This window comes from Bordetella sp. H567 (genome assembly GCF_001704295.1).
GTDB lineage: Bacteria > Pseudomonadota > Gammaproteobacteria > Burkholderiales > Burkholderiaceae_B > Bordetella_C.
On the sequence record NZ_CP012334.1, the window covers coordinates 334,210 to 351,027 of the forward strand.

The window sequence follows — 16,818 nt, forward strand, 5'->3', positions numbered from 1 at the left end:
TCATACCACCTTCGCCGCCATCAGGTCATGCATGTGCAGGGCGCCGATCAGTGCGCCTTCGTCGTCCAGGACGAGCATCTGGCTGACGCGCAGTTCGTCCATCTGCTGGGCCGCCACCACCGCCAGCGCATCGGCAGGGACGGTATGCGGCGACAAGGTCATTCCCTCCGTGATCTTCAGACCGCGGATGTCGCCATGGCGTTCAATCAGACGGCGCAAGTCGCCATCGGTGAAGATGCCCAGCGGATGCCGCCGCGCATCCACGATCACCGTCATGCCCATGCGCTTGCCGGACATCTCTTCCAGGGCGCGCGACACCGATGCGTCCGAGGGCACCATGGGCACGGCATCGCCCTGCCGCATCACATCGCGCACGTGGGTCAGCAGGCGCCGGCCCAGCGTGCCGCCCGGATGCGAGCGCGCGAAATCCTCCGGCCCGAAACCGCGGGCTTCCAGGCAGGACACCGCGAGCGCATCCCCCAATGCCAGCGCGGCCGTCGTGCTGGCGGTCGGTGCGAGGTTCATGGGGCATGCTTCCTGGGCGACGCTGACGTCCAGATGGATATCGGCCTGGCGCGCCAGTTCGGACGAGGGGTTGCCCGTCATCGCCACCACGCGCGTACCCAGGCGGCGCGCCGCCGGCAGGATGGTGAGCAACTCGCTGCCCGAGCCGGAATAGGAAATGGCGATCAAGACGTCGTCCGCGGTAAGCATGCCCAGGTCGCCATGCACGGCTTCGGCGGCGTGCAGGAAAAACGCGGGCGTGCCGGTCGACGCCAGCGTGGCGGCGACCTTGCGGGCGATGTGGCCCGTTTTTCCGATCCCGCTGACGACCACGCGGCCGCGACAGTTCAGCAGCATGGTCACGGCGTGGACGAAGTTGTCGTCCAGGCGGGCTTCCAATTCGTGCAGGGCTTGCGCTTCGATGCGCAACGTGCGCCGGGCCGAGGCCAGCGCCGCGTCCGGAGAAGTAGCGGGAAGGGCATTCATGGAGGGATTTTAATCGCAGAGTGGCGACTTGCCCGTGCAGGGTCGCGGATAGTTTGATCACACCCGAGGCTGCCTGGGCGACGGCGGCGGTATTTCCCCGCGCGACACCGGCCGCGCCCCGGGTTGCCCCTGTCCGGACGCTATGGCATGCTGGCGGGCTCCCCATGACGCGGGCCCGTCCCGTTCTTTTCACGCAGGCTTTCCATGTCCACGATCCCCGCCCCCCGATTCGGCACGCCGCTGTCTTCCGCCGCCACCCGCGTCATGCTGCTGGGCGCCGGCGAGCTGGGCAAGGAAGTCGTCATCGCACTTCAACGCCTGGGCGTGGAAGTCATCGCCGTGGACCGCTACGCGGACGCCCCCGGGCAGCAGGTGGCCCATCGGGCGCACGTGGTGTCCATGACGGATCGCGACGCGCTGCGCGCGGTGATCGAACGCGAGCAGCCGCATGTGATCGTCCCGGAAATCGAGGCCATCGCCACGGACCTGCTGGTCGAACTCGAGGCCGCCGGTACGGTCCGCGTCACGCCGACGGCGCGCGCCGCGCAGCTCACCATGAACCGCGAAGGCATCCGCCGCCTGGCCGCGGAAACCCTGGGCCTGCCGACCTCCCCCTACAAGTTCGTCGATACCGAAGCCCAGCTGCGCGAGGCCATCGCCGGCGGTATCGGCTATCCCTGCGTCATCAAGCCCGTGATGTCCTCGTCGGGCAAGGGCCAGTCGGTCGTCAAGGGGCCCGACGACGTGGCGGCCGCCTGGCGCTATGCCCAGGAAGGCGGCCGCACCGGCGCGGGACGCGCCATCGTGGAAGGCTTCATCCGCTTCGACTACGAGATCACCCTGTTGACCGTCCGTGCCCGTGGCGCGTCCGGCGAAATCGAGACCGGCTTCTGCGCGCCCATCGGCCACAAGCAGGTGGATGGCGACTATGTCGAAAGCTGGCAGCCGCACCCGATGTCGGCGCTCGCCCTGGAACGTGCACAGGCCATTGCCCTGGCGGTGACCGGCAACCTGGGCGGGATGGGCGTGTTCGGCGTGGAGTTGTTCGTGGCCGGCGACCAGGTCTGGTTCTCGGAGGTCAGCCCGCGCCCCCATGACACCGGCATGGTGACGATGATCACGCAGGTACAGAACGAGTTCGAACTGCATGCCCGCGCCTTGCTGGGCCTGCCGGTGGATGTCTCGCTGCGCCAGGCGGGCGCCAGCAGCGTTATTTATGGTGGGGTACAGGCGCTGGCCGTGACCTTCGACGGCGTCGCCCAGGCCCTGGCCGAGCCCGGCACCGATATCCGCCTGTTCGGCAAGCCCGAGTCCTTCGCCAAGCGCCGCATGGGCGTGGCCCTGGCGACGGCCGACACGGTGGAGGCCGCCCGCGAAAAGGCGCTGCGGGTTTCGGGGGCCGTCACGGTGCGGGCGGTACCGGCCGCCTGATCCGGGCAAAAAAACGCCCGGTCGTCCCGGGCGTTGACCACTGCGGTCTTATTTGCCTGCCGGTTTTGCCGACATGGCCAGCGTGTACTGATCACGCCTGCCTTCATAGGTGACGCCCGTGCGGTAGGCCCACAGGGTGCTTTCGAAGTGCAGGGGAATCAGCGGCACATCGGCCAGGGCGATTTTCGTCGATTCCTCCAGCAGCTTGCGGCGCTTGTCTGCGTCCACGGTAACCGCCGCTTCGCGATAGACCTTGTCGAACTGCGGGTTGGAATAGCCGCCGTAGTTGCTGGTGCCCAGCGACTTCGCCGCGTCCAGCGAGGTCACCCACAGCTGGAACAAGGCGGACGCTTCGCCCACTTCCGACGGCCACCCGCCCATCGAGAAGCTGAATTCCCGCTTCGCGCGCTTGGGGAAGTAGATCGATGCGGTCATGGCATCCACGTTTGTCTTGATGCCGATGCGCGAGAGAAACTGCGCGACCGCCTGCGCGACCTGGCCGTCGTTGATATAGCGGTCGTTGGTCGAGGAGAGCGTCATTTCGAAGCCGTCGGGATAGCCGGCCTCGGCCAGCAGCTTCTTCGCCCCGGCGGGGTCGTATTTGATCTCCGGCGCATGGGCCAGGCCGCCGAACATGCCGTCCGGCATGTACTGGTAGGCAGGCGTCGCCATGCCGTCCATGATCCGCTGCGTGATCGCCTTGCGGTCGATCGCCATACTGATGGCCTGGCGTACCCGCACGTCCTGCAGAGGGTTCTTGCCGTTGGGCGACTTGATCTGCGGGCTGGGGTTGCGGCCCACGTCAGGCTGGAAGAACACCAGGCGTGTCGAGGGAGTGGCCACGTAGCCGAACTTGGGATTTTCCTTCAGGCGCTGGATGTCGCGCGCGGCCGGGTTTTCGATCAGGTCGAAATCGCCGGACAGCAGGCCCGTCATGCGGGGGCCGGCGTTGGGCACCGGCACCATCTTCACTTCCTTCCAGTATGGCTTGGGGCCCCAATAGTGCTCGTTGCGCACCAGCTCGATGCCGGTACCCTTCACATAGGACTTCAGGATGTAGGGGCCGGTGCCGATGGTGTCCTTGCCGCTGTTGAAGTCCACCACTGTGGGCCATGGGCCGGTTACGCCGCAGCCTTGCTTGGGGGTGAAGGTCAGCTTGCCATGGGGCACGATGCCGTTCCAGATGATGGGCAGCGAACGGGCAAGTTCGGCCGGCATCACGGGCAGCGGTTCGCGGGTCTTGATGATGACCGTATAGTCGTCCGGCGTCTGCACGTCGGTGAACATCTGGGTCAAGGTTGCATACGAGCTCGAAATGTTCGTCTCGTTGTTGAGCGTGCGGCAAATCGTGAACAGCACGTCCTGCGAAGTGAAAGGCTTGCCGTTGGAGAACGTCACATCGCGGCGTAGTTTGAACTCCCAGGTGAGGTCGTCCAGGTTCTTCCACGAGGTCGCGAGCGAGGGCACCAGGTTCATGTCGGCGTCGCGCGCGATCAGCGAGCTGTAGACATGAGCCGAAAAGGCGTCGTTCGCCGTCATCTTGTGATAGTGCGGGTCGGCGGATGTCGGCTCGGCCGAAAGCGCCACCTTCAGGGTCTGGGCCTGGGCCGGGATGGCCGCGGCTATACCGGCGCTGGCGCACAGCAGTGCCAGGGCATGGCGGGTAAACAACATGGATCAACTCCGGGGAAGAGGCGCGCGATAACGGCGGGCGCTCCGGAAGCGGGCCGTGCCGCGCTCCAGCCGCGATCCGCCGGGCGGGACGGCCAGGATGCAACCGTAACCAACTCGTTATCAGACGTATCGCCGAAGCGGGCGATTATGGTGACGCGGCGGAAACCCTGTCAATGCACGTTAGCGCGAACAGAACGGATTTTCGGGGGGAGGGGCGCGGAAAGACCGCGGTCGCCGCGGCGGCTGCCGGCGGACAGGCGGAATTGGCCGAGAAGGCCGGGGGCCGTTGGGGGAAAGATATGCCCGCTTGGGGGTCCCCCGCGAAGGGAGCCGGGGAACCCCGCAAGCCCGGTAACAGCCGGCGTCGCGTGTACGGCGGACTACTGAAATACGCGATGTCCGGCCATTACCGTAAGGCTGGGCGATGATGCTACTGCTACTGCTGCTACTAGTTACGTACTGCGTTGCTGCGTTGCTGCGTACTGCTCTGCTAAGTACTGCTGTGCTGCCTGCTGCTCTGCTACGTACTGCCGTACTGCTTAATGCTTACTGCTTACTGCGGACGCCGACTACGCGACCGCGTACTGCTTTACTGCCGGATGCTGCTTTACTGCTGTACCGCTCGGAACACCTCTACAACGTACTTCCCGGTGCCCGCACTTCTACGATCTGCTGCTTGCTGCTCGGCACTTCTGGCGCTGCTATGACGTACTGCTTGGCACTGCTACAACGTACTGCTCAACAACGTACTGCTCTGCACGGATAGCCCGAAGACGGCGCCGTGCAGCACGGGCCAAGCTACGACCGCATCCGCTACGCCAGTACGGCGCCGCTGCTGCGGAGTTACAAGGCCCCGCTACCGCGGCGTACAAGGCCACTGCGACTGCAATCACGGCACTGCCACTTGGCTACAACGCACTGCCGCTGCTTCGCGCTTCACAACACTACGGGTACTGCAAACTTCCATGCTGGGCGGGGCCTCGGGCGCTGGCCGCTGCATCGACGAGCCGGAACTGCGCGCTATTGCGCGGCGATCCGGTAATCGGACGCGGGCGTTGCCAGCGGCGAGGCGCGTTTCCCGGACGTGCGGCGAGCAGGACAACGGCCGCTCAGCCACCCCGTGCGGGTTCGCCGGCAGCGTTTCTTACCAGTGCGTGCCGGTGATGCGGCCCGATTGCTGCTGGGCGCGGCTCATCGTGTCCTGCACTTCCTCGATGAAGTTGAAGAAGGCGCCAACGCCATGGGCAACGGCGCGAGCGGCGCGCTTGACAGCATTGAGGGGGTGGGCGGCGGGTTGCGTGTTCAAGGTGTTCTCCAGGATGTCGCGTTCAAGGGCGTCGGTAAGACGAAGATTCTGGTTTAGGGCGATGTGGCTCATGTCGGTCTCCTTGCGTATCGGGGTACTGCCTGCTTGGTGAAAACCATTATAGGGAAAACCCCTAGTGCAGCGCAACAAAAACCTAGGGGAAACCCTAGGTTTGTTGTAATAAGACACGACACAAGTCCAACCCGTCAAAAAGAACGAGAAGAATCAAAGACTTAGGGCCAGGGCGGGATGTCAGGCACAATACTCAATTCCCCCTCGACGGCCGTTCCACTTCCACCGCATTCGCGTCCATGTCCACTCGTCCCGCTCCCCTTACCGGCATCCGCGTCCTTGACCTGACCCGGGTACTGGCCGGTCCCTGGTGCACCCAGAACCTTGCCGATCTAGGCGCGGAGGTCATCAAGATCGAGCGGCCCGGCAGCGGCGACGACACGCGGGGCTGGGGCCCGCCCTATGTGAAGGATGCCGACGGCAACGAGACCACCGAGGCGGCCTACTATCTGTCCGCCAACCGCAACAAGCTTTCCGTCGCGCTGGATATCGCCACCCCGCGCGGTGCCAGCCTGGTGCGCGAGCTCGCCATGCAAAGCGACATCCTGGTCGAAAACTTCAAGGTGGGCGGCCTGCGCAAGTACGGGCTGGACTACGACAGCCTCAGCCAGGCAAACCCCCGGCTGATCTATTGCTCCATCACCGGCTTCGGCCAGACGGGCCCCTATGCCAGCCGTGCTGGCTACGACTTCATGATCCAGGGCATGGGCGGCCTGATGAGCATTACGGGCGAACGCGATGACGCACCCGGCGGCGGCCCGCAGAAGGCCGGCGTCGCGGTGGCGGACTTGATGACCGGGATGTATTCGGCCACCGGCATCCTGGCCGCGCTGTTCGAACGCGAACGCAGCGGCTTGGGCCAGCATCTCGATATGGCGCTGCTGGACTGCCAGGTCGCCATGCTCGCCAACCAGAACCTGAACTACATGACCTCGGGCACGGCGCCGCGCCGCGCCGGCAACGCGCACCAGAACCTGGTGCCGTATCAGGTGTTCGCGGTCAGCGACGGGCACATGATCGTCGCGGTGGGCAACGACAGCCAGTTCCGTGCGTACTGCGGCGTGCTGGGCTTGCCCGAACTGGCCGACGACCCCCGCTTCGCCACCAATCCCAAGCGCGTCGTGAATCGCGAGGTCCTGGTCCCGATCCTGGCCGAGCGCATGGCGCAGGGCGAGCGCGACCAATGGCTGGCCGAGCTCGAACGGGTAGGGGTGCCGGCCGGGCCGATCAATACGCTGGATCAGGTTTATGAAGATCCGCAGGTACGCTTCCGCCAGATGTGGCGCGAACTGCCGCATCCCGTGGCGGGCACGGTTCCGATGGGCGCGAGCCCGTTGCGGTTCTCCGGCAGCCCGGTGGAATATCGCCGGCCGCCACCCATGCTGGGCGAACACACGGAACAAGTGCTGCGCGAAAGGCTGGGCCTGTCGGACAGCGACATCCAGGCCTTGGCGGCCGGCACCCCTTAGGCCGATGCCGCGGCTGTCCATCAAGCGGCCGGCATGGATAGACCCCTATCGGGGAAGCGGCATGTAATGCAGGCCGGCAAGCAATAGACAATAGATATCGGGCGGTCCGCGCCTGTGCGGACCGGCGTCCGTGACAGCGCGGCGCCCCGAAGCGATCGCGAGCAGGAGACCAAATCGTGGCAAACACCATCAATACCATAGGCATCGTCGGTGCCGGGGCCATGGGGCGTGGCATCGCCCAGATCGCGGCCCAGGCGGGGCTGACCGTTCGCTTGTACGACACCAGCACCGACGCGGTGAGCGCCGCGCGCGCCAACCTCCAGCAGACCTGGGGCAAGCTCGCTGAAAAAGGCAAGCTGACGCCCGACGCCGCCGAACAGGCGCTGGCGCGTGTCGCGCCCTGCGCGGGATTGGCCGACCTTGCCGATTGCCAACTGGTCGTCGAAGCCATCGTCGAACGCCTGGACGTCAAACGCGATGTCTTCAAGCAGCTGGAAGGCGTGGTCGCGGACGAGTGCATCCTCGCCTCCAATACGTCTTCGCTATCGATCACCGCGATTGCCGCCGCCTGCCGACTGCCGGCGCGCGTGGTGGGATATCACTTCTTCAATCCCGTGCCGCTGATGAAGGTGGTGGAAGTCATCGATGGCCTGCGTAGCGATCCGGCCGCCGGCGACGCGCTGATGGACCTGGCCCGCCGCATGGGGCACACGCCGGTGCGCGCGCGCGATATGCCGGGGTTCATCGTCAACCACGCGGGCCGCGGCATGAACACCGAAGGGCTGCGCGTGGCGCAGGAATCCGTGGCCACGTTCGCGCAGGTCGACGCCATCATGCGCGAGCAGGCAGGTTTTCGCATGGGGCCCTTCGAGTTGATGGACCTGACCGCGCTGGACGTGTCCCATCCCGTGATGGAATCGATCTACCGGCAGTTCTTCGATGAACCGCGGTTTCGTCCCTCGCCCATTACCACGGTGCGCCTGGCCGGGGGACTGCTGGGGCGGAAGGCGGGCGAAGGGTTCTACCGCTATGGGGACGCCCAGAAGCAACTGCCGGCGGAACCGGCCGCGCCGGCCTTGCCGTCCGACCTGAAGGTATGGGTCAGTGGCATTCATCCGCAAGGCCATGCCGCCGTGGCCGCGCTGCTGGACCAGCTCGGGGTCCAGCGTGCCTCGGACAGCCGTGCGCCGGATGACGCGCTTATCGTCGTGACGCCCTATGGCGAGGACGTTTCCACCGCGGTATTCACGCAGGATCTGGATCCCGCGCGCACGGTGGGCCTGGATGCCCTGCATGGTTTCGACCCCAAGCGACGGCGCACCGTCATGGCCTCGCCCGCGACGCTGCCGCAGTGGCGCGATGCGGCGCATGCCCTGTTCGCGTCGGATGGCGCACCCGTCAGCGTCATCGAGGATTCACCGGGCTTTGTCGCGCAGCGCATCGTCGCCACCATCGTCAATATCGCCTGCGACATCGCGCAGCAGCGCATCGCGACGGCGCAGGACATCGACAAGGCCGTGACGCTGGGCCTGGGCTACCCCATGGGTCCGCTGGCCATGGGCGACGTCCTGGGCGCCGCGCGCATCCTGGAAATCCTGCGCAATATGCAGCGCGTCACCGGCGACCCGCGCTACCGTCCCAGCTTGTGGTTGCAGCGGCGCGTGCAGCTCAAGATGTCATTGCTGGAAGGCTAGTCCGGCTGCTTGTTCAGTTTCCCGCAAGCAGGAGTGCGGGAACATCGCCGGCCTCGGGTCGGCGATGTTGTTGGTTTTCGAGATACGGCGATGGCCGTGCGGCCCGCGATACCGATATCGAGGAGACCTCGCATGGCCGATACCCCCACCATTCTGACCCGCCGCGGGTTCATTCGAGCCGGCGTGCTGGCCGGCGCGGCGCCGGCGCTGCTGGCCGCGACCGCGGCCGGCGCCGTCGACGAGGCCGATACGCAGAAGCCGGGCGCGCCCGTGCAAGCCGCCGGCAAGCCGCCGCAGGCCGATAGCGCCGCCGCGCAGGCGGATACCAAGGGTGGGCAGACCGTGGCGCTGGCGAACTACGCGGCGGCCTTGCGCTACGAGGACGTGCCGCCGGAAGTCCTGCAGCGGGCCAAGGACGGCATGACCGATGCGGTGGCCACCATCATCTACGGTGCCCAGCTTCCCTGGAGCAAGATGATCATCGCCTATGCCCGGCAGAACGGTGCGGGCGGCAAGAGCCAGATCCTGGGCAGCGGCACGCAGCCGGTGCATCCCCCCATGGCCGCCCTGGCGCAGGGCGCGATGGCGCATGCGTTTGAACTGGACAACTTGACCAAGCCCGACAGCGGCGCCCATCCCGGGGCCGCGCTGTTCTCTTCGGGGCTGGCGGTGGCGCAGGACCGCGGCCTGGGCGGCCGCGCGCTGCTGGCCGCCTTCGTCGCCGGTGCCGAAGTCATGTTGCGCGTGGGCTATGCGACCAAGCATACGAATGAAGAGCGGGGCTTTCATGCGCCCGGCACGACGGGGCCTTTCGGGTCGGCCATCACTGCCGGACACCTGATGGGCTTCGACAAGACGCATATGGTCAATGCGCTGGGCATCGCGGGCTCCTGCGCGGGCGGCCTGCTGGCGTTCGCGCATGCCGGCAACGGCGCGATGGTCAAGCGGCTGAACGTAGGGCGTGGCGCCGAAGGCGGCGTGGTGGCGGCCGACCTGGCGGTGCAGGGCTTTACCGGCCCCACCAACGTGCTGGAAGGCGAGGGCGGCTTCCTGCGCGCCTTCTGCCCGGAGTTCGATCTGTCGCAGCTGACGCGCGGCCTGGGCACGACGTACGAAACCATGAACCTGATGATCAAGCGCTATGCATGCCACATCACGGCGCATACGCCGGTGGAGGCGATGCTCAATCTGCGCAAACAGCATGGCTTCACCGCAGCGGATATCGCTGCGATCGGCGTGGCCGGCAATCGCCGCATGGCAACCGTCAACAACATCCCCGAGCCCGCCGACGCCTTGCTCGCGCAGTTCAGTATCCCGTTCTGCGTCGCGCTGTCGATGTACCGCAATCCAGTCGATCCGCGCTCCTTCGACGAGCATGTCGCGCAGGACGAGAACATCCGCGCATTGTCGCGCAAGGTCAGGATGACGATGACGCCCGGGCAGCCCAATAGCGACCTGGCGAGCACGGTGACGGTCACCTTGAACGACGGACGTACGTTCAGCGAGGAGGTCACCGCCTTCACCGGCACGCCGGAACGTCCGCTGGACCGGGCCGGCCTGCGCGAGAAGTTCATGTTGTTGACGCGCGATCATCCCGAGCAGGCGATGTCGCGGCTGTTCGACCGGATCCAGAATATCGAGAAGGAAAAGCAGCTGGACTGGCTGCGGGTGTAGGCAGCCGCGCGCGGCCCCGCCGCGCGTCCTAGAGGACGACCAGGTTGTCCCGGTGCACCAGTTCCGGTTCGGTCATGCTGCCGAGCAGCGCTTCGATGCGGGACGACGGCTGGCGCATGATGCGGCGGGTGTCGGCCGCGGAATAGTTGACCAGTCCGCGCGCGCATTCGCGGCCGTCCGCGTCCACGCAGGCGACGACGTCGCCGCGTTCGAAGTCGCCCTGCACGTCGGTCACGCCGATAGGCAGCAGGCTTTTGCCTTCCTGGCGCAGCGCGCGCACCGCGCCCTCGTCCAGCACGACGCGGCCGCGCAGGCGCAGGTGGTCCGCCAGCCATTGCTTGCGCGCCGACCATACCGGCAATACCGCGCGCAGCTCGCTGCCTATGCACTCGCCGCGCGACAGGCGCACCAGCACGTCGCGTTCGCGTCCGGATGCGATCACCGTATGCGCGCCGCTGTGGGCGGCGCGCTTGGCCGCCAACACCTTGGTCAGCATGCCGCCGGTGCCGATGCCGCTGCCCGCGCCGCCGGCCATGGCTTCCAGCGCGGGATCGCCGGCCTGTGCATGCGAGACGAAGCGCGCGTCGGGATACTTGCGGGGATCGGCTTCATACAGGCCGCGCTGGTCCGTCAGGATGATCAGCGCGTCTGCTTCGATCAGATTGGTGACCAGCGCGCCCAGCGTGTCGTTGTCGCCGAAGCGGATCTCGTCGGTGACCACGGTGTCGTTTTCATTGACGATGGGGACCACGCCCATGCGCAGCAGCGCGAACAGCGTCGAGCGCGCGTTCAGATACCGGCGGCGGTCGGCCAGGTCTTCGTGCGTCAGCAGGATCTGGGCCGTGCGCAGCCCGTATTCCGCGAAGGCGGCTTCGTAGGCCTGGGCCAGGCCCATCTGCCCGACCGCGGCGGCGGCCTGCAGCTCGTGCATGACCGACGGACGCTTGCGCCAGCCCAGGCGCGCCATGCCTTCCGCGATGGCGCCGCTGGAAACCAGCACAAGCTGCCTGCCTTGTTGGCGCAGCGCGGCGATCTGCTGCGCCCAGTGCGCGACGGCCGCGCGGTCCAGGCCCCGGCCCTCGTTGGTGACGAGGGTGGATCCAACTTTAGCGACCAGCCGGCTGGCGGCGGCGATGACGGATACGGCAGGGGTGTCGGCGGACATGACGAAAGCCGGAACGTATACGGGTGGCGGGCAATGGGGCGCCGCGCGATCGCGCCGCGGTGGATTGCGATTATGGCTTATTCGTCGCCGCTGCGCGGATCCGCGGCCGGCCGCGTGTCGTCCGGGCGCGGATCGGCCGCCGAGCGCGTGTCGTCGAAACGCGGATCCTCGGCAACATAGCTGCCGTCCGCCTGGTCCTGTGCGATCTGCTCCTTGCGCCGCTCCTCGTCCAGGTAATCCTGTAACGCCCAGATCAGGTCTTGCGTGCCCTCGCCCGTCAGCCCGGATACCGTGTGAACGGGGCCGGACCAGTCGAATTGCTCGCAGAAGCGGGCCTTGAGTGCCTGGGCGTCCTCGGCGGGCACCATGTCCAGCTTGTTCAATACCAGCCAGCGCGGCTTGGCCGCCAGGTCTTGGTCATAGCGGCGCAGTTCCTCGACAATGGCGCGCGCATCGGCCACCGCCTGCGGGATGGGGTCGGCCTCGGGATCGGGCGACGAAACGTCCACCAGGTGCAGCAGCACGCGCGTGCGCGCCAGATGGCGCAGGAACAGGTGCCCCAGGCCGGCGCCTTCCGACGCGCCTTCGATCAGGCCGGGGATATCGGCCACGACAAAGCTGCGTGCCGCAGATGTGCGCACCACGCCCAGGTTGGGATGCAAAGTCGTGAAGGGATAGTCGGCGATCTTGGGCTTGGCGTTCGAAATCTTGCTGATCAGCGTGGACTTGCCTGCGTTCGGCAGGCCAAGCAGGCCGACATCGGCCAGCACCTTCAATTCCAGGCGCAGACGCCGCTGCTCGCCTTCCTTGCCCGGCGTCCATTGGCGCGGCGCGCGGTTGGTGCTGGATTTGAAATGCAGATTGCCCATGCCACCCTGGCCGCCCGCGGCCAGCACCACTTCCTGGCCGTGCCGGCTCAGGTCGAACAGCTGTTCACCGGTATCGGCGTCATGCACGATGGTGCCCACGGGCACGCGCAGCACGATATCGGCCGCGGCGGCGCCGTACTGGTCCGAGCCTCGGCCGTTTTCACCGTTGCGGGCCCGATGCAGGCGCGCGTAGCGGAAATCGATCAGCGTATTGATATTGCGGTCGGCGACCGCGATGATGCTGCCGCCGCGGCCGCCATCGCCGCCGTCCGGCCCGCCCTTGGGAATGAATTTTTCGCGGCGAAAGCTCGCCACGCCGTTGCCGCCCTTGCCGGCAATGACTTCAATGGTGGCTTCGTCGACGAATTTCATGATGGCGATGCGCGATACCGCGCGATTCCGGTTTTGAGATTATTAAAGGATAAAAGCGGCCACGCCGCGCCGACAAGTCGGCTTGCTCGCCCCAGGTCTTTTGTCTTGGGGCTGCCCGGCGATGCATGTTGCCCCGACGCTGCGCCGACGAGTCGGCTTGCTGCCCCCGGGAGGGGCCTTTTTGTCTTGGGGCCGCCCGGCCACAAAAAAAGCCCTGCCGCACGCGACAGGGCTTTCTCGTGGTGCGGATAAGGAATCGCGCGCTTATTCGGCGGCGATGATCGATACCGTCTTTTTGCTCAGCGCGCCCTTGGTGCCGAACTGCACCTTGCCGTCGACCAGCGCGTACAGCGTGTGGTCCTTGCCCATGCCGACGTTCACGCCGGCGTGGACACGGGTACCGCGCTGACGCACGATGATCGAGCCGGCCGGGATCTGTTGACCGCCGTAGGCCTTGACGCCCAGTCGCTTCGATTCTGAATCGCGACCGTTCCGCGTAGAGCCGCCGCCCTTTTTCTGTGCCATGTTTAGCTCCTGCTATGGATACCGGTGCGCGTCAGGCCGTGATGGCCTCGATGCGGATTTCGGTGTAGTTTTGACGGTGGCCCTGATGCTTCTGATAGTGCTTGCGACGGCGCATCTTGAAGATCGTGACCTTGTCATGCCTGCCATGCGCAAGAACGGTCGCCTTGACCACGGCGCCCGCGACGATCGGCGTGCCAACTTTCAGCTGGTCGCCTTCGCCCACGGACAGAACCTGGTCCAGGGTGATTTCTTGCCCAATGTCAGCAGGTATCTGTTCTACCTTGAGTTTTTCGCCGGCTGCGACACGATACTGCTTGCCGCCGGTTTTTATGACCGCGTACATGGGTAATTTCCTATAAGGGTGATCCAGCGCGTAAAACGCTGAACTCATGATTCTAGCCCGGCCGGTGGCCAATGTCAAAAAGTCATGGCAGGGCAACGAGTTACGTGTTGCGGCGGTGGTGGCGGCGGCCCGCGGAGGTCGCGGATGGCGGCCGCCGCACGGTCGCCCGGCGCGGGTGGCCTCATTCGTGCCGAAGGGGTGTTGTCGCCGCACCGTCGTGGAAGACGGTTGTCCCCTTCGTTGTGGAGGAGCGGCTTGCCGCACCGGTGGCCGGGAGAACCCTCCCGCGGGATGGCGGCCGCCCGCGGCAGCGCGGTTTCGTCAAAGTGACACCGTATAATTCGCACGACCCCGGCCGGCTTGCATGGCGGGCGCGGGCCCGCGACATGAGCTTGCCGCTCGTCTTCCCACACCGGATACGTCTTGAATCTCCCCGAGCTTATTGCCCCTGTTGCCGACGACATGAAGGCGGTCGACGCCGTCATCCGGGCCCGGCTGAATTCCGACGTTGTGCTCATCCGTACCATCGGGGACTACATCGTGGGTGCCGGCGGCAAGCGCATGCGCCCCGCCTTGCTGCTGATGGTGGCGCGTGCCCTGGGGTATACCGGCATCCATCACCATACGCTGGCGGCGGTCGTGGAATTCATCCACACCGCGACCCTGCTGCATGACGATGTGGTGGACGAGTCCGATCTGCGGCGCGGGCGCCAGACGGCCAACGCGGTTTTCGGCAACGCCGCCAGCGTGCTGGTGGGCGACTACCTGTATTCGCGCTCGTTCGAGATGATGGTCGATGTGGACTCGATGCGCGTCATGGCCATCCTGTCGCAGGCCACCACGGTCATCGCCGAAGGCGAAGTGCTGCAATTGCTGAACGTGCACGACCCGGACGTTTCGCAGGACCGCTACCTGCAAGTGGTTCGCTACAAGACGGCCAAGCTGTTCGAAGCCGCGGCCCAGGTAGGCGCGGTGCTGGCAAACGCCACGCCGGAACAGGAACAGGCCGCCGCCGCGTACGGACGCCATATCGGCACGGCGTTCCAGCTGGTCGACGACGTCCTGGACTACAGCGGCGATGCCGGCGCGCTCGGCAAGAACGTGGGCGACGACCTGCGCGAAGGCAAGCCGACATTGCCCCTGATACGCCTGATGGAAGTCGGTACGCCCGCGCAACGCGAACTGGTGCGTACCGCCATCGAAACCGGACACGCCGACTTCGAGGCCGTCGCTGCCGCCATACAAGCCACGGACGCCTTGAGCCACGCCATGGAAGCCGCACGCGCGGAAGCCGAACTGGCGCGCCAAGCACTGGCCGGCTATCCGATTTCCGTTTATCAGCAATCCCTGCTAGAATTCTGCGCTTTCGCGGTAAACCGCGATCGATAGCTTGTAGATCGATAACGGGGCGTAGCTCAGCCTGGTAGAGTACTGCGTTCGGGACGCAGGAGTCGGAGGTTCGAATCCTCTCGCCCCGACCACTCAAGTGGTCAAATACCCGGAGCCAGATCAGTGGTTAGCTGATCTGGCTCTTTTCTATTGTGGATGTCGGTTCAGCGCAGATGCCGCCGCTCTCCCGGCACATCACGTTCATGATCGCGTCGCCCGCCAGCACAGCAGCGATCCCACGCACACCATGCCCGCGCCATTCCAGTACCCCGCGGCCAGCGGCGCGGAGAGCATGACAGCCGCCAGCGCCGAAGAGAAAAGCGGAATGAAGTAGGACGCCACGGCCAGCACTGCGATGTTCCCGTGCAGGATGCCGACGTTCCAGGCGGCATAGCCGAAGCCCATGGCGGCGCCGGCCAGCGCGATTTGCACCGCGACGCTGACGTCCAGGTGCATGGCCGTATCGGCGCCGCCCAGGTACTTGATCCAGAACGCCAGCGCGGTAAGCCCGAAGAACAGCGTCGCGCCGTTCTTCCCATTGGCCATCCTGGCCGTCGCCGTGCAATACGCCGCCCATATCAGCGCGCCCGCGAAGGCCAGGCCATAACTGAGCGGGTTGCCGCGGACATTGGCGAGCGTGCCGGCGAGGCCCAGTCCTTGTGCGCCGCCCTGCGCCCACCACACGCCGATGAAAGCCAGCAGCACACCGGGGATGATCAGCGCGCTGGCTTTATGCTTGTTGAATACAACGGCGAACAGGATCGTCAAGCTTGGCCACAGGTAATTGACCAGGCTTACTTCGATGGCCTGGCGGCTGCTCGTAGCATAACCCAGGGAAAGGGCCAGGCACAACTCGTAGGCAACGAACAATACGCCGCCCACATATAGATAGGCGCGTGGGAAAGCGCGCGGCCGCGGGAAACCCATGGTGGTGCAAAGCAGGATGAAGCCCACCGTATAAATCATCGCGGCGCCGCCCGCCGGCCCCATGGCCTCGGCCACGCCGCGTATCAACGCCACGATGGTGCTCCATAGCACCACCGCCGTCAGGCCTATCAACGTCGCCCGGTTCCTTGTCATATCCTCACGTCCAGATCTTCCATGGCCGCGGGCATCATAACGAGAACGGCGATAACCCTCTTCGCGAAGATCGGGGCCGCCGCTCCGGCCATCTCACGCGGCGGCCATGCGGTACGGTCTTCGTGACCGGCATCGCGCGGACGACGCCTGTATCCAGGCGCACCGAGCATGCGAGCCAGGCCGCACCGATGATCGGAGCGATCGGCACAAAAAGCCCGGTCAACCCGGTCGGTGCGCCAGCTTGCGCCGCATCCAGCCGTCCACGGAAAGAAAGCCCGCGCCGCCGACGCACAAGGCGGCGAGTCCGGCCAGATAGAGGAGGTCGGTTTCGTAGCCCGGTTGGCCAAAATGCGCGCCATGGGGGCCGAACGATTGCAGCTTGATCGAGCTGAATCCATTGGGCAGGTGCACGCTGACGATGGCGACGATCAGGACGGCCGCCATGGGGACGGTCGCCACGGGAATGAATGCGCCCAGCATGATCAGCAGGCCACCCAGCAGTTCCACGATGATGGTGGCCCATCCCGCGAGCGTCGCCAGCGGCATGCCCATCGCGTGCAGTATGTGTATGAAGTCGTCCGGTCCGCGCGCCAGCTTGGCCCAGCCATGCTGCATGAATCCGAACCCGACGATCAGCCGCAGTGGAATCGCATAAAGATCGCGGGCCATGGGCAAGGGGGAAAAGGCGAATTTGCGGGCGAGCAAGGACAGGTTCATGCGTGCTACCTCTACATCGATGTGCCGCGGTTCGCGCGGCGGGCTGCG

14 protein-coding genes and 1 tRNA gene are annotated in these 16,818 nt (G+C 65.9%); 6 read left to right on the top strand and 9 right to left on the bottom strand.

What is annotated here, in order from left to right; genetic code table 11:
* Complete coding sequence (locus tag AKI39_RS01520; RefSeq protein WP_066631791.1) at positions 1-990, bottom strand: KpsF/GutQ family sugar-phosphate isomerase; 990 nt, start codon at positions 988-990, stop codon at positions 1-3.
* Between the two features lie 204 nt (positions 991-1,194).
* Between AKI39_RS01520 and purT the strand changes: the two genes are divergently transcribed.
* Positions 1,195-2,421 carry a formate-dependent phosphoribosylglycinamide formyltransferase gene (gene purT / locus AKI39_RS01525; RefSeq protein WP_066631793.1) on the top strand — a complete coding sequence of 409 codons (1,227 nt, stop codon included), beginning with the start codon at positions 1,195-1,197 and terminating at the stop codon, positions 2,419-2,421.
* 48 nt (positions 2,422-2,469) lie between these two features.
* Here purT and AKI39_RS01530 read toward each other — a convergent pair whose 3' ends face one another.
* Both AKI39_RS01530 and AKI39_RS01535 read right to left on the bottom strand, forming a co-directional pair.
* Positions 2,470-4,095, bottom strand: a complete 1,626-nt coding sequence (locus AKI39_RS01530) for an ABC transporter substrate-binding protein (protein WP_066631795.1) — start codon at positions 4,093-4,095, stop codon at positions 2,470-2,472.
* A 1,144-nt stretch (positions 4,096-5,239) separates the two neighbouring features.
* The gene (locus AKI39_RS01535; protein WP_066631796.1) at positions 5,240-5,473 is read right to left on the bottom strand and encodes a hypothetical protein; all 234 of its coding nucleotides are present in this window, start codon (positions 5,471-5,473) and stop codon (positions 5,240-5,242) included.
* A gap of 239 nt (positions 5,474-5,712) precedes the next feature.
* Here AKI39_RS01535 and AKI39_RS01540 point away from each other — a divergent pair, with 239 nt between their 5' ends.
* The 3 genes from AKI39_RS01540 to AKI39_RS01550 all read left to right on the top strand — a co-directional run bounded on the left by AKI39_RS01540 (position 5,713) and on the right by AKI39_RS01550 (position 10,310).
* On the top strand, positions 5,713-6,942 hold the full coding sequence (locus AKI39_RS01540; protein WP_066631798.1) for a CaiB/BaiF CoA transferase family protein: 1,230 nt from the start codon (positions 5,713-5,715) through the stop codon (positions 6,940-6,942).
* Positions 6,943-7,163: 221 nt separating this feature from the next.
* Complete coding sequence (locus tag AKI39_RS01545) at positions 7,164-8,636, top strand: 3-hydroxyacyl-CoA dehydrogenase (protein ID WP_066641947.1); 1,473 nt, start codon at positions 7,164-7,166, stop codon at positions 8,634-8,636.
* A 132-nt stretch (positions 8,637-8,768) separates the two neighbouring features.
* A complete protein-coding gene (locus AKI39_RS01550) occupies positions 8,769-10,310 on the top strand; it encodes an MmgE/PrpD family protein (protein ID WP_066631799.1) in 1,542 nt (513 codons plus the stop codon).
* 28 nt (positions 10,311-10,338) lie between these two features.
* Here AKI39_RS01550 and proB read toward each other — a convergent pair whose 3' ends face one another.
* From proB to rplU, 4 genes are all read right to left on the bottom strand, one after another.
* Positions 10,339-11,475: a glutamate 5-kinase gene (gene proB / locus AKI39_RS01555; RefSeq protein ID WP_066631803.1), complete on the bottom strand. Its 1,137-nt coding sequence runs from the start codon at positions 11,473-11,475 to the stop codon at positions 10,339-10,341.
* Positions 11,476-11,552: 77 nt separating this feature from the next.
* On the bottom strand, positions 11,553-12,716 hold the full coding sequence (obgE, locus tag AKI39_RS01560) for a GTPase ObgE (RefSeq protein WP_066631805.1): 1,164 nt from the start codon (positions 12,714-12,716) through the stop codon (positions 11,553-11,555).
* 264 nt (positions 12,717-12,980) lie between these two features.
* Positions 12,981-13,241 (bottom strand): 50S ribosomal protein L27, encoded by a 261-nt coding sequence (gene rpmA / locus AKI39_RS01565; protein WP_066631806.1) that lies wholly within the window; start codon positions 13,239-13,241, stop codon positions 12,981-12,983.
* 31 nt (positions 13,242-13,272) lie between these two features.
* Entirely contained in the window at positions 13,273-13,584 is a 312-nt protein-coding gene (gene rplU, locus AKI39_RS01570) for a 50S ribosomal protein L21 (protein WP_066631807.1), read from the bottom strand.
* Positions 13,585-14,007: 423 nt separating this feature from the next.
* Here rplU and AKI39_RS01575 point away from each other — a divergent pair, with 423 nt between their 5' ends.
* On the top strand, positions 14,008-14,973 hold the full coding sequence (locus AKI39_RS01575) for a polyprenyl synthetase family protein (RefSeq protein ID WP_066631810.1): 966 nt from the start codon (positions 14,008-14,010) through the stop codon (positions 14,971-14,973).
* A gap of 15 nt (positions 14,974-14,988) precedes the next feature.
* Positions 14,989-15,065 (top strand) — tRNA-Pro (locus AKI39_RS01580).
* 109 nt (positions 15,066-15,174) lie between these two features.
* Here the strand turns inward: AKI39_RS01580 and yddG are convergent.
* Both yddG and AKI39_RS01590 read right to left on the bottom strand, forming a co-directional pair.
* The gene (yddG, locus tag AKI39_RS01585; RefSeq protein ID WP_066631811.1) at positions 15,175-16,053 is read right to left on the bottom strand and encodes an aromatic amino acid DMT transporter YddG; all 879 of its coding nucleotides are present in this window, start codon (positions 16,051-16,053) and stop codon (positions 15,175-15,177) included.
* A 219-nt stretch (positions 16,054-16,272) separates the two neighbouring features.
* Positions 16,273-16,770 carry a DoxX family protein gene (locus AKI39_RS01590; protein WP_201258541.1) on the bottom strand — a complete coding sequence of 166 codons (498 nt, stop codon included), beginning with the start codon at positions 16,768-16,770 and terminating at the stop codon, positions 16,273-16,275.
* Positions 16,771-16,818 lie beyond the last annotated feature (48 nt).